Source organism: Vulcanisaeta distributa DSM 14429, from assembly GCF_000148385.1.
In the GTDB taxonomy this organism is placed as follows: domain Archaea; phylum Thermoproteota; class Thermoprotei; order Thermoproteales; family Thermocladiaceae; genus Vulcanisaeta; species Vulcanisaeta distributa.
In genome coordinates this window covers 531,821-550,012 of sequence record NC_014537.1, presented here as the reverse complement: position 1 = coordinate 550,012, position 18,192 = coordinate 531,821, and the positions used below count along the sequence as shown (strand labels likewise).

The window sequence follows — 18,192 nt, the reverse complement described above, 5'->3', positions numbered from 1 at the left end:
GAGCATCATGTCCTATCTCTCTATTACTAGGTTTTATTACCTCGTTAATGCTGAGGAAAATCGTTATTTGAGTATCTACGGAATTAGGGTTTATCTCTATTGAGCCCGTGGGCCCTGGGCGGGGCAGTTTAGGTTTGCCATCGCCTTAGCTACCCTCCAAGCCCTCTCGGTCTTGCCTTCGTTCACTGCCTCCTCATGCATCCTCCTAAGCACCTCACAGACCTTGGCAACAAGCTCTGGGTACTTCTTGATTTCATCGTTGTTTATGTAGACCGCGAAATTCTTGTTTCGTTTGGATAGCTTGGCGTTATAGCCTGCGTTTCTGAGTTTCTTTAGGATTGTCTCTGCGTCCTCAAGCCTACTACGCATAATGACAAGCTCTACACGATTATTTCCTACGCGCACATTCATCCTAACGCCGGCGACCTCAACTGACGACCTACCCCTCGGCTTAACCTTCGCACTAGCCAACGCCACTAAACGCCTGAGTTTCTCGGCGTCGGGCAATGAGCTCAAGTCCTCAATCATTACCCTAATTAACGCATTACTGAGCCACTTCCTGGCGAGCTCGACAGCCTTTGAGCTGTGAATCATATACTCCTTAGTATTCCTATTATTGTGATCTTTAAAGCCGAGGTTCTTTATCCTCTCGATGATGCCCCTCCACAACTCGTGCTTCAAATCACCAATCGTGAGCCCAATCCTCTTCACCCCAACATTGATATCACCATCTCCAAAAATAGTAAACAATAGGAACGTTAGAAACTCCTCATCACTAAGCTTAGAAACCTCCTCGGCAACCTTGGTTTTGCTCTCGACTTCATTTCTATGATCAACGGCCGTTAAACGCCACTTGATGTTGACGTTGGTCTCATTGAGGTTCATACTGGCTATGCACATAGCATTTCTCCCAGGCCACGTCAGTATCCACATCACAGACTGCCAAAGCTGGTTGGTGTTCATCACTAAGTAGCCCCTTTTATCAATCGATCCATCGGTCATCATCAAACCATAACGCATGGGCTTGAGCACATCATCACCAAACAACCTGGGAATTACGATGTCAGTACCCCTAAGGCCTACCAGTACTGTGTGTATTATTACACTATTTGAGTTGGCAACCTTGCTTATTATAATTGTTATGTTTCTAGCGTAAAAGTAAATGCCAAAGCTCTTGTTTTTATTGAGTGCTTCACCTCGCACGATTATCATTATCTCGCCCCTCCTTAACTTTTCGATTAATTCCTCGAGCTCTTTTCGGTATGCTGTCAGCCACTTTTTCCTGGCTTGTCTGGCTAATTGTAGCATCTTCCTGCCGATGTCGATCATTGCCTTCCTCAGTTCGGTGGTGGTTGGGTCATTGCTCTCCTTGGCCTTTTCTTCCATCGCCATTAACCAGCCATTCAGATCGTTGATTGCCTTATCAAATGGCGTTGTTGATTCACCCAACAATACATCCCTGTGCCTCTCGACTCGGTCAAGGAACTCGTTAATCAACTTCATTACCTCCTCGATTACTCTCACGTCGCTGACCTCCTCGCCACACCTTGGCCTTCTCTTGCCTTTTACTTTGACGCCCCAGCATATCCTTATGGCTGGGCCCCAATCCGCGGCGTGGCCCTCACGCAGCATAGGCAGCCTAGTCGGCTTATCGCCCCTCCCCTCCCCGCTCTCAGTGTCCCCACCGTAAACCCCCAAACGGTGGGGTTTTAATTCATCTGCCGTAGGTTTCCCTACGGCGTCATCGGGGGTTTGCCCTTTAATCCCGTTTTTCCCGTCCATGCCTGATCCCCGAGATTTATCCCTACCCCAGCGGGGTCGTTTCACCGGCAGAGCCCCGGTAGCCGCCTCACGGCGACACCCAGGGATGCCAGCTACTCCACCCCACCGGGGCCTCACCACCCACTTAGCCAGGGAAAAGGAAGGATAAAGAACGAAAACAAGGAAAACAAGCCAGCGTGGGTAGGCGCCCCGGTGGGGTGGAGAAACCCCCACCGGGGCAGGGACACCTCGGGGATCAGGCATGGTCGGGAACCCCACCGGTTTGGGGGTCTGGCGGGGACAGCCTCTCTTCCACCTACAGCCTTAAGTACTTATCGCTCCCAATAAGCCTTGTGCTTAATAGCCACTTGTCCAGTAATCCCCTGGGGATTAACTTACCAATTTCCCACGTTTCTCGGTTTTCTCATTAATAACTTGTTCTAGCAAAATATAGAACAATATTCTTTTCTTCCCCGCACACCGCGGCACATTGGTTATTTCTGCCTAGGGACTGCTGTACAACTTGCTAGCTTACTTTCCTGGTCACTGCCTCCGTGCCCCCTCAACACCCCTCCCGCCGGCCCTGTGGGTTTGGCTCTTGGTGATCCCAAGCCCCCATCGCCATCCCACGGGCGGCACCCCCAGCCTTCGGACTCCCGGGGCTCATGGAGATCCCAAGCCCCCACAGCCCCCCACACACGCCGGGAGCCCCCCCACGAGGGGAGCCACCGGCCCGCAAGGGAGAATGGGGGAGGAGGGGGTGGGTTGAGGGGGCACGGGGCAACTGGGTAGTTAGGCGACTGGGCAATTAGGCATCGAGTACCTACTCTAAGCCCCTCTACCCAGCCCACGGGCCCGCTGGATCACCCCCGAGGATTCGCCGGGGCTAAACCCCGACGCTATACCTCAGGGGCTCATAACCTCCATTAATAATTAAGGGTCAGGGCTTAAAAGGCTGGCTGGACGGGCTTCATTGACCCACTGAACCACAGAACAATGTACCACGCTGTTGCGGTTAACGACTTCGTGGAGGCCCACGGAGTCACGACGTAAGCGCCTGCGATTGTTTACGTCGTGGACCATACGTTTTTCAAGCCCTTTCCTGGAATTATTTAGAAAATTCCCACGGTGTTGTTCCTAAATCCCATTATTAGTGAGGTAATTGTTTGGGGTGGCAATAATTATGCAGGAACAACCCCATACATACCACTTACACCACGGGATCAGCAAAAGAATCAAAACTACATGTACCATGGAGTGTTTTATACGTACTATTGGTTTTCTTTGGATGAAAGTAATAAATATGCATTAGATGTTTACTTTATGGTTAATGGGAATATTTACAATAATAACTTACCAATGCAGTTTGTTCCATCTATAGGTGCATATGCGTTATCACCATTATCACCATCAACATACCTAGCAACAAGCTACCAAAACGCATACCAAACAGCATTCGAAGCCGAAGGAAATGTAACACTAAATCTATATAATACAATAGATTACAATTCTTTAAAATCAGAATTCATCAATGGAACCTTTGGTTATAATGAAAGATATTATAGTTTTGTAATAGGCCAAGAAAATACGATAAATGAACCACCATTAGTTGAAGAAATAGCCAATTATATAGATACCCCCTATTTGTTCATATCTACAGGTTCTGGGGGAGGAGACGGTTATATGTATCTAAATTGGATAATTGCTACTTTTGGAGTCCCTTATGAGCTAGTTATACCTTAAAGTTAACTATATCCTGTACCACTTGCTTGTGTTATAAATTGCAGATAATAACCTGTATTTCCTCCTCCAAATCCCCATGGTACTAATGTTCCATTATTCATTACTATAACATATCCACCTACAAAACCGCTCATACTTTGTAAATTTAATGTTTCTGTTAACACCGTTCCCACTCCAGGTTGGTACCATAAATCTGAGGTACTGGCTACTATTGCTGCTTCTTTGTATCCTACATCCAATGCGTATGCTAGTTTTGTTAAATCGTTTTGGTCTGTTACCAGTACTGTCCAGTATCCTGGGTTGACTTTATCCAGCAGTATTGTGTCTCCCTGTATCGGTATCTTTACTACTCCTGTTGAGTTTCCTATGACTACCTCGTAGCTTAATGGTATGAAGTTTTGTCCATTAATCATTGTTCCAGCATTTTGTTGGTTGAATGAGTTGATTTCATTAACTGCTTCACTCAGCACTGTGCTGGATACGTTGTATGTTCCTAAGTCGTGTAAATTGCCTTGTTGATCGTAGTAGAATAGTTCGTACTGCCCACTCCCCAAAGGTCTCAAGAATGCGTATGGGGCGTTAACGGTTAGGTAAGCCACCGACGGCTTCGAGGCGAATGGATGCATCAGTAGGATCAAGGCAATGGCTATAACAACAACGGCAACCACAACACCAACAACCAAAACCTTACCAGGCACAAAACAACAAACCAAAAAACAAATTAAAACATTACCCCAAAGCCCAGGCAATGAAAAGGCAGGTAACGAAACCTTAAACAAACTTCCTTAAGGAGTTAATAAAGTAATTAGCGACGCATCAAAGGATGGGTAAATCCCCTGGAGTAACTATGCGGTTGGTGAGGTGTTATTATTCCTGGATGGTTGTGTGGTTGTTGTTAGGTCCGTGGGTAATGCCAGTGGTTATGAGGTGTTTGGTTATGGCGTTGGCTGACTTAGTCCTTGAGGGGCTTACGCTGATACTGGCTATTGCACTTGGCCTGGTGCTAATTGGTGGCTTAGCTTACTTGACGATCACCGTGTCGACGGTAAACAACGCGAGGCTTGCCTACGCTGGCCTTTACATATACCTGCCGCAGCCCATCTACGTAAATGGGACGTTGTACGTGCCCATGTACAACATTGGTTATTACAGGGCGATTGTTAAGTACGTATACGTCAGGGGCGTTGATGGCTCGATGCATGTGTATGCACCAAACCTGGTGCTTGGTGTGAACCAGTACTACGTGTATACGCTGAGCTTGAGTTATGAGCCTGCATCAATAACGGTGTTGGCATCGCCAGTGGGTTACCCGGGGATTATCAAGGAATTCAGTGCCAATGTGTCGACAGTAACCTCAATACCGCTAATACCACAGGCACAGTTACAGCCAGGCTCCGGCCTCATAAATGTGGTGGTTAATGACCCATTCGGCGCTGGGTGGAGGGTGGTTTGGAGTTATGCTGGGCAGTCGTACTCAGTGAGCGAGAGTCAATCCTACTCGTGGTTCATTAATCCGCCCTACGTCCCAATACAGATACAGTTCCTTGCATATATAACTAACACTCCGCACGGCTACACATGTCAGATAGTGCCGAGCCAAGTAGCTAAAACGTACACCGCAGGTAGCATCCAGGCGTTCAACGTGACGTGCTCAGTCATGCCAATAACGGTGAGCGTCGACGATCCATACGGTGCTGGGTGGAGCGTGTCCTGGAGCGGCGGCGCCAGTGGCAGCAAGAGCGGCTCTAGCTCTGCGTCGTGGACGGTATCCGCCTTGAGCACCGTAAACTTCCAAGCCTCGATAACGAGCGTGCCCAGTGGATACAGCAGTTGCAGCATAAGCCCGACCTCCACATCCGCAGGCCCAGGCCAATCTGTAGCATTCACGGTGTCCTGCACGGGTAATCAATCGCCAAGCCCACCACCGGGAGGCGGAGGTAGCTCATACACGGTTACCGTGTATGTCTACGCGCCCAGCGGCGTGTCGTGGACCGTCTACCTGGATCAATACATCGCCGGCTCCACAATTGACATTGATTGGTGGAGTGGCGCCGGTAACGGCGGCCCATACACCGCCACAGTTAGTGGAGGTCTCACGTACCTATTCACAGTCAAGAACCTACCCAGCGGCTGCACAGCCAGTGGAAGCCCATACGGCATAGGCCAAACATTCACACCCAAAGGCTCATTCACGGAACAAATAACAATAACCTGCACCAACAAACCGCCGCCTCCACCTCCTCCACCACCCAGCAACAACCAGCAGTGTACTTACTCCTACTCGTCGTCGATAAGCGCAAGTGGTGTGCATGGCAGCATACAGCAAAGCGTTAGCTGCTCTGGGCCGAGTAGCGAGCCTGTGGGCAGCGGGCAGGTCGGCATGTACGGCTGCACCGCACCACTTACAATAACGGATACAAGCGGTGATGAGTTCCAGTTCCAGAGCTGGAGCGTCAGCGTGAGCCCAAGCGGCTACGCGTGGTCTGGCACGACTGACTTGTCGGAATTCGGCGCACCACTCTACTGCCCATCGCCGGCAAGCGTCAGCATAAGCGGCACCGCAAGCTACACCTTCCTAAAGTGCACATCCTACACGGTGAAGTTCACGTACTACACCTCATCCAGCGCCACCTTTGAGTGGAGCTTCTGCCCAGACGACCCAGCAAACTCATGGTCAGCAACAGGAAAAATATATCAAGGAACTGGCATACAGGTGACGGCAAAGGTCTACGCAAACTTCGGCAGCGGAAGTGCATCATTTACAATAGACAACGTATGCCAGTACGGAGTCCAAAGCGTTAACACAAACCCATCAGGCGGAAGCGCCTCGGGCTTCACAGGATCAGCATCATTCAATATAATAGTAGTATGCCAATCATCAGGAGGTAAAGGAAAACAATGAATTTACTTTTAATTTAAAATTTTAATTTTTATTATGACTTTAGCTCGGATAATTCCACACCCAATAGCCCATGTATACGTCATTTGGGTTATAATAGCCCCAAATTGTATTAACAGACTCTCTCCAGTAGTTTATGTATTCCTGCGGTAGCGTTATGTACAACGCCGCCTGCGGATTCGGCGCGTATATGACGGTTATGTTGCAGGCTGGCCCCAGCGTTGATAGCGGGTATCCAAGATTCCTCCCAACAGTCACGCCGCCGTATATGAACATGACGCCTGTGTAGGTGGTATTCACGCTGGGTATAACAAGCGTGGCGTTGCTGTACGTGCGGTTACTCAGGATTAACTGCGAGCCGACAAACGCTGGCTGATCACTAAACTGAAGCAGTGTGATCCTCTGGTAGTATATGCCGCTCACATTGATTATGCCGGCCGGCGGGAATTCGCCGGCGGATACGGCGAATGGGCCACCGCCGGTGGTGTCCCCGCATATGGCTATGTAGTAGCCGTTAAAGGTAACGTTATCCAGGTAGCAGGCATTGTAAGTGTACAGGCTCATCGGTTTCGGCGATAGGCCGAAGAAGGCCGTATCTAGCAATCCATAGAGCTGTGCGTAGTGGTTTGTGGAGTTGTAGTATATCGGCGGTATGCCATTCGCAACCAACGCACGATACAGCACTGGATTGCCCACTAGGTATTCCTTGGGTATTAGCCACGCGAACACGAACCAGGCGGTGTTGTTCGGCAGTATGACTAGGTCGCCGGCGCACTTACCGGCCATAGCCACGATGGGCGCCAGCGAGGCGTTGCCGACGTAGACGTACACAGTCCTATTCACGTAGACGGGCACAGTCTGGTTCACATACTTAACAACCGTCTGATTCACGTACTTAACCACCGTGTGGTTCACCGGCACGTAGACCGTCTGGACCTGCGTCTGGATTAGCCCAAGCGACTTGGCAATGGGCTGGAGAGGCTTGACGTGCGGGCTTGCTATTACTGTAGCTAGTAGTGCTATGGCTATGATCCCCGTTATTGTTATTGCCTTGGTTGCTGAGCCTGTGTAATACCACCAGTTGCTTAGTCCCATGGCGCCTTAGTTTCTTCCCTTGCTTAATAGTTTTATGGGTCGTTGTTTCTACGTACTATTTCCCCAGTGGTCTCAGGGTTATTACTATGTATTAGTGAGCAACGGTATTTCTGAGTACGTATTTCTATAGTGGATGTGGCGATTATTGACTTGGTGGAGTAACCTGAAGATTGTTATTAAGCCATTGGTGCGGTAATGCTTGTGGTTAATCCATTGATTGGTGTTGATTGTTAAGGGTTATGGCATATACTTATGTTTAAACTACCTCGCCTATTACTGAGTCCTTAGGATAATGATGAGGGGAAGTCGATAAGTACTGAATCGAGCAGTGTGTTTAAGGGAAAGCTTAGTGTTCTTAAGACGATCTTACAACATTGGCTAGTTCTGGCATTAAGCCCATGATCATCTGCTGCCTACTCAGGGTCCTCAACCAAACCCTGCCGGGCCCCTCAACATGGGCAAACCACAGTCCCTCCTCGCCGAAGAGCATTGTCCTTAAGCCACCAACGCGCCTAATGCCAACCCTCATGCCCTCGTCAAAGGCAAGCACGTGGCCAGCCTCAACGTCGATACTATCGCCAGGCCCGAGCTCCAGCATTAGCGCGTCGCCGATGGCGTGGAGGAATACGCCTCCATGGCCATGAAGCCTAGCCATTAGCAAGCCCTCGCCACCAAGCCAGCCGAAGCCCAATCCCACGAGCTTGATATCGTAGTTAACCGTGGGCTCCATGGCTAGGAAGGCCCTATGCTCAACCATAATGCCATTACCATTTAAGTCGATCCTCACGATCTTACCTGGCGCGAAGCCGGCGATATCTACGATGCCTGGCCCTCGAGTTCTAGCACGAAGAAGCTCGCCCCGGTTAATGCCCTCTTCAACCCAGCCAGTAGGCCTCCACCTGTTGTTGCCTTTATGTTTACGCTTGAGGACTTCCAAATCAGGTGCCCACCCTCGGCGTAGATCTTCTCGCCAGGACCCAACTCGACGTAGAGGTGCTGTATGTCGTTACCCATTATTTTGAAGTTTGCCATGGTAATCACCTATACTCCATGTATTTAAAGGTTGGTTTCATGGCTTAAAGGATGGGATTGTCATGGGTAAGTTTAGTTTATTAATGATTCCCTACGTTAATTATGCAATGAGGCTGGGGGATACGGTATTAATAATTGTCATTGCCTTGATGGCGTTAGTATTTTTAGTAAATCCATCTCTTGATAGCCTAGTGCTTTCAGGTATTAATTACGTTATTAATAGCGTAATTAACAGTACCGTGACCATGCCGGTAACAAAGCCTGCTAGTGGTCCATGCACTTCCTGGGGTCTCGTTAATGTTAATTTGACGAATAGTGAATCCCTATTTATTGAGGTTGTTAATGGCTCATACGTTTACCTACTCACTAATTCGCAGTTACATTCATGGGGTGGCGGGCCTGAGGCGCCCAGTAATTATACTTGGTTTAGTTCTGTGCCTGGCATTTACGTGGTTAGCCCCGGCCCTGGTAGTTATGGTTTGCTTGTTTGTGGTAATACTGGGATTGCGTATAGGATCCTTAACTATACTGCCATGGGCATCGCGGCCTATTACGGGCCGGGCTACAGCAATATAACGAGTGATGCCGTGCTTGGTCTCTTCAACATAACCAATGCCTACGTCGAGAATTCCACGGGTGCAGCTGGGCCTGGCTTTTCCCTTCAGTTGAATGCCTATGTCGTAATTAAGTATGGTGGTAATTACATGGTTCATTGGGTTCAGGATGCGCTCGTGGTCGTGGATGGCCAGTACTGGTTCCAGGGTGAGATGGATGTTGTTAATTACGTTGGTTCGTCTAGGAACGTTGTTTATGAGCAGGGTAGGTGCGTGCTTGGTTGCTTCGAAACGCCGATGGCCGGCTTATTAATAATATCCGTAAACTCGACGGGTTACGGCGTTGTCATTAACTTCGGCTACTCACTGCTTCAGTTGGGTAATGAGACCTTCAGTCCGAGGGTTTATTGGTTTGCCCATGAGTTAATACCGATACCCAACGCCACGGCATACATAGTGACTAGCCCTACGGAGGGCCCATACGGCTGGCCCATGGATACGGAATTCGTGATTGGCGGTCCAGGTAATGGTGGCGGTGTTGAGTTTAGGAGCCTAGATGCATACCTATCGCTGCTTTATTGGAATGGCACATCATGGGCTCCATACCCAATAACCTACTCCTTTGGTATATCCACCGGTGAATATGCGGTCAATGTTTACGTACTGCCGATTGGACCCTCAACGGCTGAGTTGGTTGTTGGTCACAATAATTATCAGCAGTTGGGTGGTTAGTAACCACAGCGTTTATTAATGCATACATTAATAATGCTGCGTATGGTTAGTGAGGATGTTGAGAGACTTAAGAGAAACCCTGAGATACTTATTGAGGCTTTGAATGAGTTGCTTACGACAAACCCTGAAGCCCTAATTAGGGCATTGATGAATAGGCCTGAAACCCTAATTAGGCTCGTGGCATTAACCGCTTCACTACCATTAGTAATACCAACGATGTTGTTGAGGATACTCGCGGCCCTCGCGAACCCATTGGGTAGTCCTGGTGATATGGATGCGTTGAGGGCTAGGATAAGTGATGTGGAAAGGAGACTTGATGATATTGAGAGCAAGATGGTTAAGAGGGAGGACTTAGAGTCTTTAATTAAGGAGTTAATTAGTAAGTATGGTGTTAAGGGTTAGAGGCCCCTATGAATCGCACTATGCGTTGATACTGAGTGCACGTAATCGACAAGCCTCCCCAACTCCCCAATCCTAGCACTTATGTAATCATCATTACAATCGGTCTGTGATAGACATTTAATTAGGAAGTCCCTTAAATCAGCGCTGGCCACTTCGCTTGGTATGAAGTCATGGGCAACCTGGCTCATGTGCTCAGGGTCCTTAACCCTAATGCCCTTAACAGCTAGGAAAGCATTTATGGCATTGTCATAGATTGATAGGCTTAATTTCACGATATTACTAAGGATAGTCACGTCCTTAGTCCGTTCATAATTGCTCACTAGGTTCACCAATGTTTGAAGGTCTCTCCGTGCAGTATTAACCAGTGATATTGGGTCTGGCCCCACGCATTATCACACTAAATCCAATTTTTAAAGCTTAAGCTATAGAACATCTTTTTCTATAGTTTCTTGAAGTAAATACTGCTTGACATGGGATCAATTATATAAACAATAAAGGATTTAATAATGGCATAAATATTTTACTTTGATTAAGGTCAACGCACATTATAGATGGCATCCCAAAAGGCCTTCTCATAATTCTGTATAATATACGCCATGTTCCTGGCCCTCACGACTGACTGCTCATCAATACCCCTGATTACCTCAAGGGCCTTATTCTCAAGTTCCGTGAATGGGCCTTTAAAGGCTTCGAAGAAGCCAACCTCCCTAATACCGTACTTGCTACGTAATGCATTACCAAGCCGAGTCACGTTCTGACCCCACACTGGCATGTTTACGATTATTGCTAGGGCAAACTCCTGAACAGTGGCGTAGTTAGCTAGCCACGCCAGGTAATGCGTGTACTGCACGGCCTCTGGCACCACCTCGAGCATTAACGGGTCCCTAATCTCTATATTCAGCTCCCTCATCAACTTCATTAATTCGTGAAGTGCGTTGTAGTCACCATCGAGTAGCATCTTCATGAACTCGAGCTCCGTGATGTTCCTCGTCCTGCTCAGGGCTATAGCCAGTGACCTCAAGTCGTGGTTGACTATGTACCATTGATTCATTACAAATGCCTTAATTGCATTTATGGATAGGCGTCCCTCCTCAGCATCCTTAATCATTGGGTGGTTTAGTATTGTCTCGTTGAGTGGTTCCAGGGCCTTCCTAATACCTTCAAGTAGTTCCCTGGGTTCCACGGCTTAATTTAATCAGTTTAATTTAAAAGCGTAGTATCGCTATGCATTATGGTGTAGCCTTATTGGTGATTGAATGAGAATAAGTACGAAAGACCCTGGTAATGTTAAGGAATTTAGGGCGTTACTTAGGGTATTGGTTAATGGCGAGCATGTTGAGATTAATCGAGGCATTATTGAGCTTGCTAAACTCAATAAGGTACTGCTTCATGTGCTTAGGGTCGTTAATTATGAGGGTGAATTGCGGTGGGGTCAGGAGAATGGGCTTAGGAGGGTTATTAATGTGGTCTCTGAGGTTGAGGATGCACTAAATGGTATTGAGCATGCCTTCATAAAATTGATTAAGCCCGTTGTCTACGTGCCGGCGGATGTCGATGTCCTGGTTAGGAGGGACCAAGTCCTATTGGCTGCGGCTAGGTTGATTAGGCGTGGTTATAGGCTGCTGCTTTATGAGCCGTACACAATAACGCTTGTTAAGGATGGAATTAACGTAGACCTCTACGTACACCCGTCAGTCGCTGACCTCACCTACGCCAGGGGTGAGGACTTCCTTAGGTTGAAGACAGTCGGTGAGTATCATGGCGTTAAGGTTAGCGCAATCAATAGAAGTGCCGAGGTTGTTTTAACGATACTCCACGCCATATATAAGGAGGGCATCATCACACTTAATGATGCATTAACGATAATAAACTGGTTAAGCGATGATGCTGTCAATCTGTGCGAGCAGTTAAGGTGTGGGCGTGCGATGGAGTTGGCATTATCCATAGTGCTATCCTCAATTGCTGGGTCATTGGTATTGCCGTATAAGTTATCGATGGGTCTTTGGTTTATGAACCTTCTAATGAGGGTTCTGGGACATGGTGAGTATGCCCCGTCAGTGTTTATGGGGATTAGGAGAATTGGTGATTCTAGGTCAATGACCCAGCTCATTAATCGCATTATAAGGATAAGCTATTAATGCGTCATTCTCACTTCCCCATACATCCCAACTGTGGCTCTCCACCTTGGTGGAATTAGTATTGTTGACCCGTATTCCTCGATTACGGCTGGCCCCTCAATTACCTGGTTCATCGGTATGTCCTCACGCCAGTAAATCGGCGTCTCAACCCAGTCATCGAAGAAAACCCTCCTGAAACTCCTCGGCTTAGCCTCACCCTCAGCCCTTGGTGCCCTGAACCTCGGCTTAACCCTGGTTATCACCGCAAATACCCTAATCGTCACAACCTCAATGGGCTTATTCAGCCTAAAGCCATACGTCGCATAATGCCTATCATTGAATACCCTCTCAACATCATCCATGCTCGCCGGCCTACCGATGGGTATTGTTAACTCCCAACCTTGCCCGACATACCTAACATCGGCATACCTAAGGAAGTAATCAACCCTACCCAACCTACTAAGCAACTCATCCTCAAGTCTCTTAAATCCGTCCTCGAGGTCCTTTGGGAATGATGACCTAGCCTCAAACCTCTCATCAGCCATTAACAGACCAAGGGCGCTGAAGGCTCCAGGTTCAGGCGGTACGATCACGGAGTTAATACTCAACTCCTCAGCTATGTAGGGTGCGAATTGAGGACCAGCACCACCGAAGGCCATTAATGCGAAGTCCCTTGGGTCGAGACCCCTCTCGACAGTCACAAGCCTAACAGCCCTGGCCATCTCAACAACCGCAAGCCTAATTGCCTCAAGGGCAACGTTAATTGAGTCGCCAAGTCTCGATAAGCCCTTAACCGCGGCATCCCTATCAAGCCTCATCTCACCGCCGAGTAGGTATTCACCTATCCTGCCAAGAGCCACGTTGGCATCCGTCAGTGTTGGTTCCTTACCACCCCTACCATAGCATATAGGCCCTGGATCAGCCCCGGCACTAATTGGGCCAACTCTGAGCGCCCCAGCATCATCACGCCAAATAATCGTCCCACCACCGCTCGAGACCTCGGCAAGATCAATAAATGGGAACCTAACTGGATAACCACTACCCTTAACAAGCCTACCATGATGAACCTCACCACCGACCTCATACTCCGTGGTCACCTCAGGCTCATGCTTAAGTATTGAGGATGCCTTAGCCGTGGTACCACCCATGTCAAAACCAATGACATTCTCAACACCAATTAATTTAGAGAACTCCGCAGCAGCCACGGCACCAGCCGCGGGCCCCGACTCAATTAATTGAACGGGCCTCTCCACGGCCTCATTAGCGTCTATGAGACCACCGGCGCTCGACATTATGTAAAACCTGCCAATACCAAGCTCCTTAAGTCCCTCGGAGAATCTGGCTATGTACTCACTGACGATGGGCATGAGGACAGCATTGACGACGGTGGTCGACGTCCTCTCATACTCCCTAGGCTCTGGGGCAACCCTGCTTGACAGGCTCACGTACTTAAAGTACCTCCTAAGTACGCCATCTGTGATTTCCTCATTACTTGGGTTAATGTATGAGTGAAGGTACGAAACAGCGACGCTAACAACACCCATAGACTTAGCCCTAACCGCGTATTCCTCAACCTCCCTAGGATCAACACTCTTAGCCACAGTACCATCAGCCATAACCCTCTCATCAACCTCAAACCTAAGCTCCCTAGGGACTAGGGGCCTCGGCTTATCGAAGAATAGGTCATAAAGCCTAGGCCTATTTTGACGACCTATCTCAATAATGTCCCTAAAACCCTTCGTAGTGAATAAAGCCACCCTGGGAATCTCAAGACCAACCTGCCCAAGCAGGGTATTAGTGCCGATAGTCGTTGCATGAAGAACCTCGGAAATAGGCTCCCTAATTTTCCTCAAACCCTCAAGCACCGCAACCTCAGGACTCCTCGGAGTACTGAGGACTTTGATTGAGTATATAGTCCCATCATCCCTGAGAACGACGAAGTCCGTAAAGGTACCACCAACATCAACAGCAACGATTGCCATCGGCTGTCACGGTAAATATGCAAAATTACGTTATTTTTATATTTTTACTATAAAGATGTAATTACCGCTGATTGAGCTATGAATAAGTGGGAAATATTGTTGCCAGGTATGCCCATAACTACAAACCTAGGATTTTTAGGTCTTTGCAATGTTGTTTTAATAAGGATTGATGATAAGTACGTGATATTTGACCCTGGGCATTATGGAAATAAAGAACCATTACTTTCTGCACTTCGTAATAGGGGATTGGGCGTTAATGATATTGACTATGTCGTGCTATCTCATCTTCACTTTGACCATGCTATAAATGCATTATTATTTCCTAGGGCAAAGATCATAATTTCAAGGGATGAAATATATTATGCACAATCTAATCCTAATGACCCATACCTAGTGACATACTTAATTGATCTGATTAAAGATAGATTAATTACTGTGAAGGATAACGAAGAATTCCTCGGAGCAAATTTCATATTACTTCCTGGGCACACGGGTGGGACCATGGGGCTTCTACTTAAGGATAAGGTATTACTCGCAGGTGACGCCATTAAGTATATGTCTGAGGCGGTAAATAGAAGGGCATCATTCACCTATTACAACGGTGAATTAGCTAATGAAAGCATTACGAGAGCCCTAAGTATTGCTAAGGTGATAATTCCAGGCCATGACATTCCCTTTATTGTTGAAGGCAATTCAATAAAGCCACTTATGGATGAGCCTTTTAATTTTCAATTAACCTTAAGAGGACATGTAAAATTAACAATTGTTAATGAATAATTAAGTAGCTACTGGACATCACTAAATAACATTCCTAAATCATAATTTAACTTTACACGTACCCCCAACTCCTTTAAAACTGACCATAATGTTGCACTATTACTACTTACTACGGGTTTATTTATTCGCCTTTCAATAGCGCTAATAACCTCGAATGTTCTCCAATTAGTGCATGATATAAATAATACATCGAAGTCTGAACCAAATTGATTATACGCGCTTAAGGCAGCTTCATAGGCAGTCCTTGGGTCAAGCGAACCAATCACTGTGTTATCCACAATACCGAGCCCACGTATATTAACAACCTTAAACCCATGAGCCTCAAGAAAATCCCTCTCCTTAACATTTAACTCATCTATATACGGTGTAACAACCAACACCTTATTGGCGCCTAACTTCTTAAGGGCGTCAATAACCGCACCAGCCGTGGCCACAGCCCTAACTTTGGTTAAGCGTTCAATTCTTTCCTTAATCTCAACATGATGATTTGGACCCTTAAACAGACTACCTGTTGTACATGCATAGGCAATAATATCTGGGTTAATAGTACTTAACTCCATGGCAGCTCTCTCGGTCTCCTTCTCCATCTCCTCAAGGCCCTTCAACGTAACCTCCCTCAGTGTGATCCTGGAACTATGTATAGTGATCTCCGGCTCCTTAATTACACGGCTAAATTCACGCTCAACGGTGGTATTCGATGATGGAATTATTACGCCGATCTTAAACCAAGCCATTAATCTTATACCTTATCATGAATTATTTAAGCTTTCAGCTTTATAATTTATATAAAAATGATGAGTAAAAACTTAAAAATAGAACTATATAAAATATTAGCTTGATTAAATATGGTATCAATGAGAACACTCGCAATAATAAGCACGAGTATAGGTATTGGATTTGAATGGTATGATTTCTTCCTTTATAGTTTATTAGGACCCATCATAGCGGAGTTATTCTTCCCATCAAAGGTGGCCGTGTTATCTCTCCTATTATACTATCTAGTTTTTCTAATAGGCTTTTTAGGTAGGCCACTTGGTGGTATCATTTTTGGTCATATCGGTGATAGGCTCGGTAGGATCTATGCTCTCTATTTCACATTATTATTTGCTGGTGTAGCCTCGCTCGTGGTTGCGGTCTTACCAACTTACTATCAAATAGGTATTGTGGCTCCAATAATACTTGCGGCAATGAGGTTCTTAGACGGTGTTGCACTTGGTGGTGAGTGGGGTGGTTCATTCTCATTAACTTCGGAGTATATAAATCCAAATAGAAGGGGCCTTTACTCGGGTATTCTTCAGTCAACGGTATCAATTGCATCGTTATTAATAAGTGGTTTAACATTACTGTTAACATCTATATTGGGTTCCACGGGCTTTAAGGCAATTGGTTGGAGGATATTATTTGGCATAGGCTTTATAATTGCAATATTAGGTGTCTTTGTTAGGCTTAGGGTTGAGGATTCGCCAGTATTTAAGCAATTACAAAGCAGGGGTCAAATTGTTAAGAGCCCATTATTGGAGGCCGTGAAGAAATACTGGAAGTTGATATTAATTGGTTTATTCCTTGTCGGTGTCTTTAACGGTATTTGGTATTACATGAATTATGCCTTCTCAATAGCTTATGCAACAACAATAGCTAAGGAGTTCGGTAAACCATACGTTACGTATGTGGTGACGCAGTTAGGGATATTCATTGTTTCAATAATTGGGATATTCGCATCGATATTCTTTGGGTATCTTTCGGACTTAATTGGTAGGAGACCGCAAATGCTTGCTGATGCCGTGTTCGGTATCGTCTTCGCAGCACCATACTTCTTAATGCTCATAAGTGGTAATCCCGCGTTAGTCATCACCGCGCTGGTGATTGGTGGTTTATTCGTTTACTACCTGGCAGGTGCGATAACGCCGATAGTATTGGTTGAAATGTTCCCACCGCAGGTTAGGTATACGGGCATATCAATGGCTTATCAAATAGGTGTTGGATTCCTTGGTGGTTCTGCGCCATTGATAATGACCTACTTAATCGCGGCTACTCACAACATATATTCACCAATATACTTCATGATAGGCACCGGAGTGTTGGTATTGGCAATGGCATTACTGGTCGGCGAAACCAAGGGAAGGCTATATATGGGTGAGGAAGTCCTTAAGCAGCAATAAAAATTTAGGGAACTACTTACTAAAAAATAGCATTATGATCAATGCTAGGGATTTATTGAGGGGCGCCTTTGATTTTCATGTTCATAGCGCCCCCGATATTGTGCCCAGACTTCTTGATGACATTGATTTAGCCAGGTTATATAGGGATTATGGCTTTGGTGGTTTTATCATTAAGAACCACTATTCACCAACCTATGATAGGGCATACCTAGTTAGAAGGGCTGTGAATGGTATTGAGGTCTTTGGTGGTGTCGTACTTAATAATTCAGTTGGTGGTTTGAACCCAAGGATTGTGTATGTGGCTGGCAGGTCAGGGGCTAAGGTTGTTTGGTTTCCAACCGTTGATTCGGCAAATGAGAGGTCATCATTACTTAACTGGCGTGGTAAGCCCAACCCACCGGCATGGGCTAAGGCTCAACTTGAGCTTCATGATAGGGGATTACTTGGTAATGCCCTAAGTATATTTGATGAGGATGGTAGGATTAGGCCGGAGGTTGATGAGATCCTCGACATAATTAGGGAGTTCAACATGATATTAGCCACGGGCCACCTAAGCCCAAGTGAAGGCATGCAGTTGATTAAGAGGGCTGTGGAACGTGGCGTTAAGAAGATAGTCATTACGCACCCTGAATTCCCAACGACTAGGTACAGCATTGAGCAACAGAGGGAACTGGTTAATTACGGTGTTTACTTCGAGAGATGTTACGAGTCTATACTCACGGGTAGAGTGAGCATAAATGATGTTGTGAAGGCAATTAGGGAAACTGGCATTGAGAAGAATATACTATCAACGGACCTAGGCCAAGCGCACAATGAACCACCTCCACAGGGTTATATAGAGTTCGTAGAGAAATTAATCGAAAACGGCATCACTAAGGAAGAGATAGAGATAATGACGAAGGAGAATCAAAGGAAGTTATTATATGAATAGGTAGCATG

Annotated in this window: 15 protein-coding genes and 1 pseudogene; 8 read left to right on the top strand and 8 right to left on the bottom strand. The window is 46.6% G+C overall.

Translation table 11 applies throughout. The features are described from left to right. Window positions 1–96: 96 nt before the first annotated feature. The gene (locus VDIS_RS02775; protein WP_013335691.1) at window positions 97–1,782 is read right to left on the bottom strand and encodes a hypothetical protein; all 1,686 of its coding nucleotides are present in this window, start codon (window positions 1,780–1,782) and stop codon (window positions 97–99) included. 1,107 nt (window positions 1,783–2,889) lie between these two features. Between VDIS_RS02775 and VDIS_RS02770 the strand changes: the two genes are divergently transcribed. Continuing rightward, window positions 2,890–3,504 carry a hypothetical protein gene (locus tag VDIS_RS02770; RefSeq protein ID WP_013335690.1) on the top strand — a complete coding sequence of 205 codons (615 nt, stop codon included), beginning with the start codon at window positions 2,890–2,892 and terminating at the stop codon, window positions 3,502–3,504. A gap of 2 nt (window positions 3,505–3,506) precedes the next feature. Here the strand turns inward: VDIS_RS02770 and VDIS_RS02765 are convergent, their stop codons facing one another. Next, window positions 3,507–4,202 (bottom strand): hypothetical protein, encoded by a 696-nt coding sequence (locus tag VDIS_RS02765; RefSeq protein ID WP_013335689.1) that lies wholly within the window; start codon window positions 4,200–4,202, stop codon window positions 3,507–3,509. 239 nt (window positions 4,203–4,441) lie between these two features. On the opposite strand from VDIS_RS02765, the gene VDIS_RS02760 reads away from it, so the two are divergent. Then, window positions 4,442–6,406 carry a hypothetical protein gene (locus VDIS_RS02760; RefSeq protein ID WP_052885747.1) on the top strand — a complete coding sequence of 655 codons (1,965 nt, stop codon included), beginning with the start codon at window positions 4,442–4,444 and terminating at the stop codon, window positions 6,404–6,406. Between the two features lie 39 nt (window positions 6,407–6,445). Here VDIS_RS02760 and VDIS_RS02755 read toward each other — a convergent pair whose 3' ends face one another. Both VDIS_RS02755 and VDIS_RS02750 read right to left on the bottom strand, forming a co-directional pair. Further along, complete coding sequence (locus tag VDIS_RS02755) at window positions 6,446–7,498, bottom strand: hypothetical protein (protein ID WP_013335687.1); 1,053 nt, start codon at window positions 7,496–7,498, stop codon at window positions 6,446–6,448. 355 nt (window positions 7,499–7,853) lie between these two features. Continuing rightward, a pseudogene (locus VDIS_RS02750) lies at window positions 7,854–8,512 on the bottom strand (TIGR00266 family protein). An 80-nt stretch (window positions 8,513–8,592) separates the two neighbouring features. Here VDIS_RS02750 and VDIS_RS02745 point away from each other — a divergent pair. Both VDIS_RS02745 and VDIS_RS02740 read left to right on the top strand, forming a co-directional pair. Continuing rightward, a complete protein-coding gene (locus VDIS_RS02745) occupies window positions 8,593–9,816 on the top strand; it encodes a thermopsin family protease (protein WP_013335686.1) in 1,224 nt (407 codons plus the stop codon). 42 nt (window positions 9,817–9,858) lie between these two features. Beyond that, entirely contained in the window at window positions 9,859–10,218 is a 360-nt protein-coding gene (locus VDIS_RS02740; RefSeq protein WP_013335685.1) for a hypothetical protein, read from the top strand. On the opposite strand, the gene VDIS_RS02735 is transcribed toward VDIS_RS02740, so the two are convergent. Further along, window positions 10,215–10,604, bottom strand: a complete 390-nt coding sequence (locus VDIS_RS02735) for a hypothetical protein (RefSeq protein WP_013335684.1) — start codon at window positions 10,602–10,604, stop codon at window positions 10,215–10,217. The genes VDIS_RS02740 and VDIS_RS02735 overlap by 4 nt on opposite strands. Before the next feature lie 149 nt (window positions 10,605–10,753). Next, window positions 10,754–11,401 carry a thiaminase II/PqqC family protein gene (locus VDIS_RS02730; protein WP_013335683.1) on the bottom strand — a complete coding sequence of 216 codons (648 nt, stop codon included), beginning with the start codon at window positions 11,399–11,401 and terminating at the stop codon, window positions 10,754–10,756. A 73-nt stretch (window positions 11,402–11,474) separates the two neighbouring features. Here VDIS_RS02730 and VDIS_RS02725 point away from each other — a divergent pair, with 73 nt between their 5' ends. Then, window positions 11,475–12,356, top strand: a complete 882-nt coding sequence (locus tag VDIS_RS02725; protein ID WP_013335682.1) for a nucleotidyltransferase family protein — start codon at window positions 11,475–11,477, stop codon at window positions 12,354–12,356. Here VDIS_RS02725 and VDIS_RS02720 read toward each other — a convergent pair. Continuing rightward, window positions 12,353–14,317, bottom strand: coding sequence for a hydantoinase/oxoprolinase family protein (locus VDIS_RS02720; protein ID WP_013335681.1), 1,965 nt, complete (start codon window positions 14,315–14,317; stop codon window positions 12,353–12,355). The genes VDIS_RS02725 and VDIS_RS02720 overlap by 4 nt on opposite strands. Window positions 14,318–14,395: 78 nt before the next feature. On the opposite strand from VDIS_RS02720, the gene VDIS_RS02715 reads away from it, so the two are divergent. Then, window positions 14,396–15,094, top strand: coding sequence for an MBL fold metallo-hydrolase (locus tag VDIS_RS02715; protein WP_013335680.1), 699 nt, complete (start codon window positions 14,396–14,398; stop codon window positions 15,092–15,094). Window positions 15,095–15,102: 8 nt separating this feature from the next. Here the strand turns inward: VDIS_RS02715 and VDIS_RS02710 are convergent, their stop codons facing one another. Then, window positions 15,103–15,828 (bottom strand): maleate cis-trans isomerase family protein, encoded by a 726-nt coding sequence (locus tag VDIS_RS02710; protein ID WP_013335679.1) that lies wholly within the window; start codon window positions 15,826–15,828, stop codon window positions 15,103–15,105. A gap of 120 nt (window positions 15,829–15,948) precedes the next feature. Between VDIS_RS02710 and VDIS_RS02705 the strand changes: the two genes are divergently transcribed. Then, window positions 15,949–17,253 carry an MFS transporter gene (locus tag VDIS_RS02705; RefSeq protein WP_013335678.1) on the top strand — a complete coding sequence of 435 codons (1,305 nt, stop codon included), beginning with the start codon at window positions 15,949–15,951 and terminating at the stop codon, window positions 17,251–17,253. A gap of 34 nt (window positions 17,254–17,287) precedes the next feature. Beyond that, window positions 17,288–18,184 (top strand): DUF6282 family protein, encoded by an 897-nt coding sequence (locus tag VDIS_RS02700; protein ID WP_013335677.1) that lies wholly within the window; start codon window positions 17,288–17,290, stop codon window positions 18,182–18,184. Window positions 18,185–18,192 lie beyond the last annotated feature (8 nt).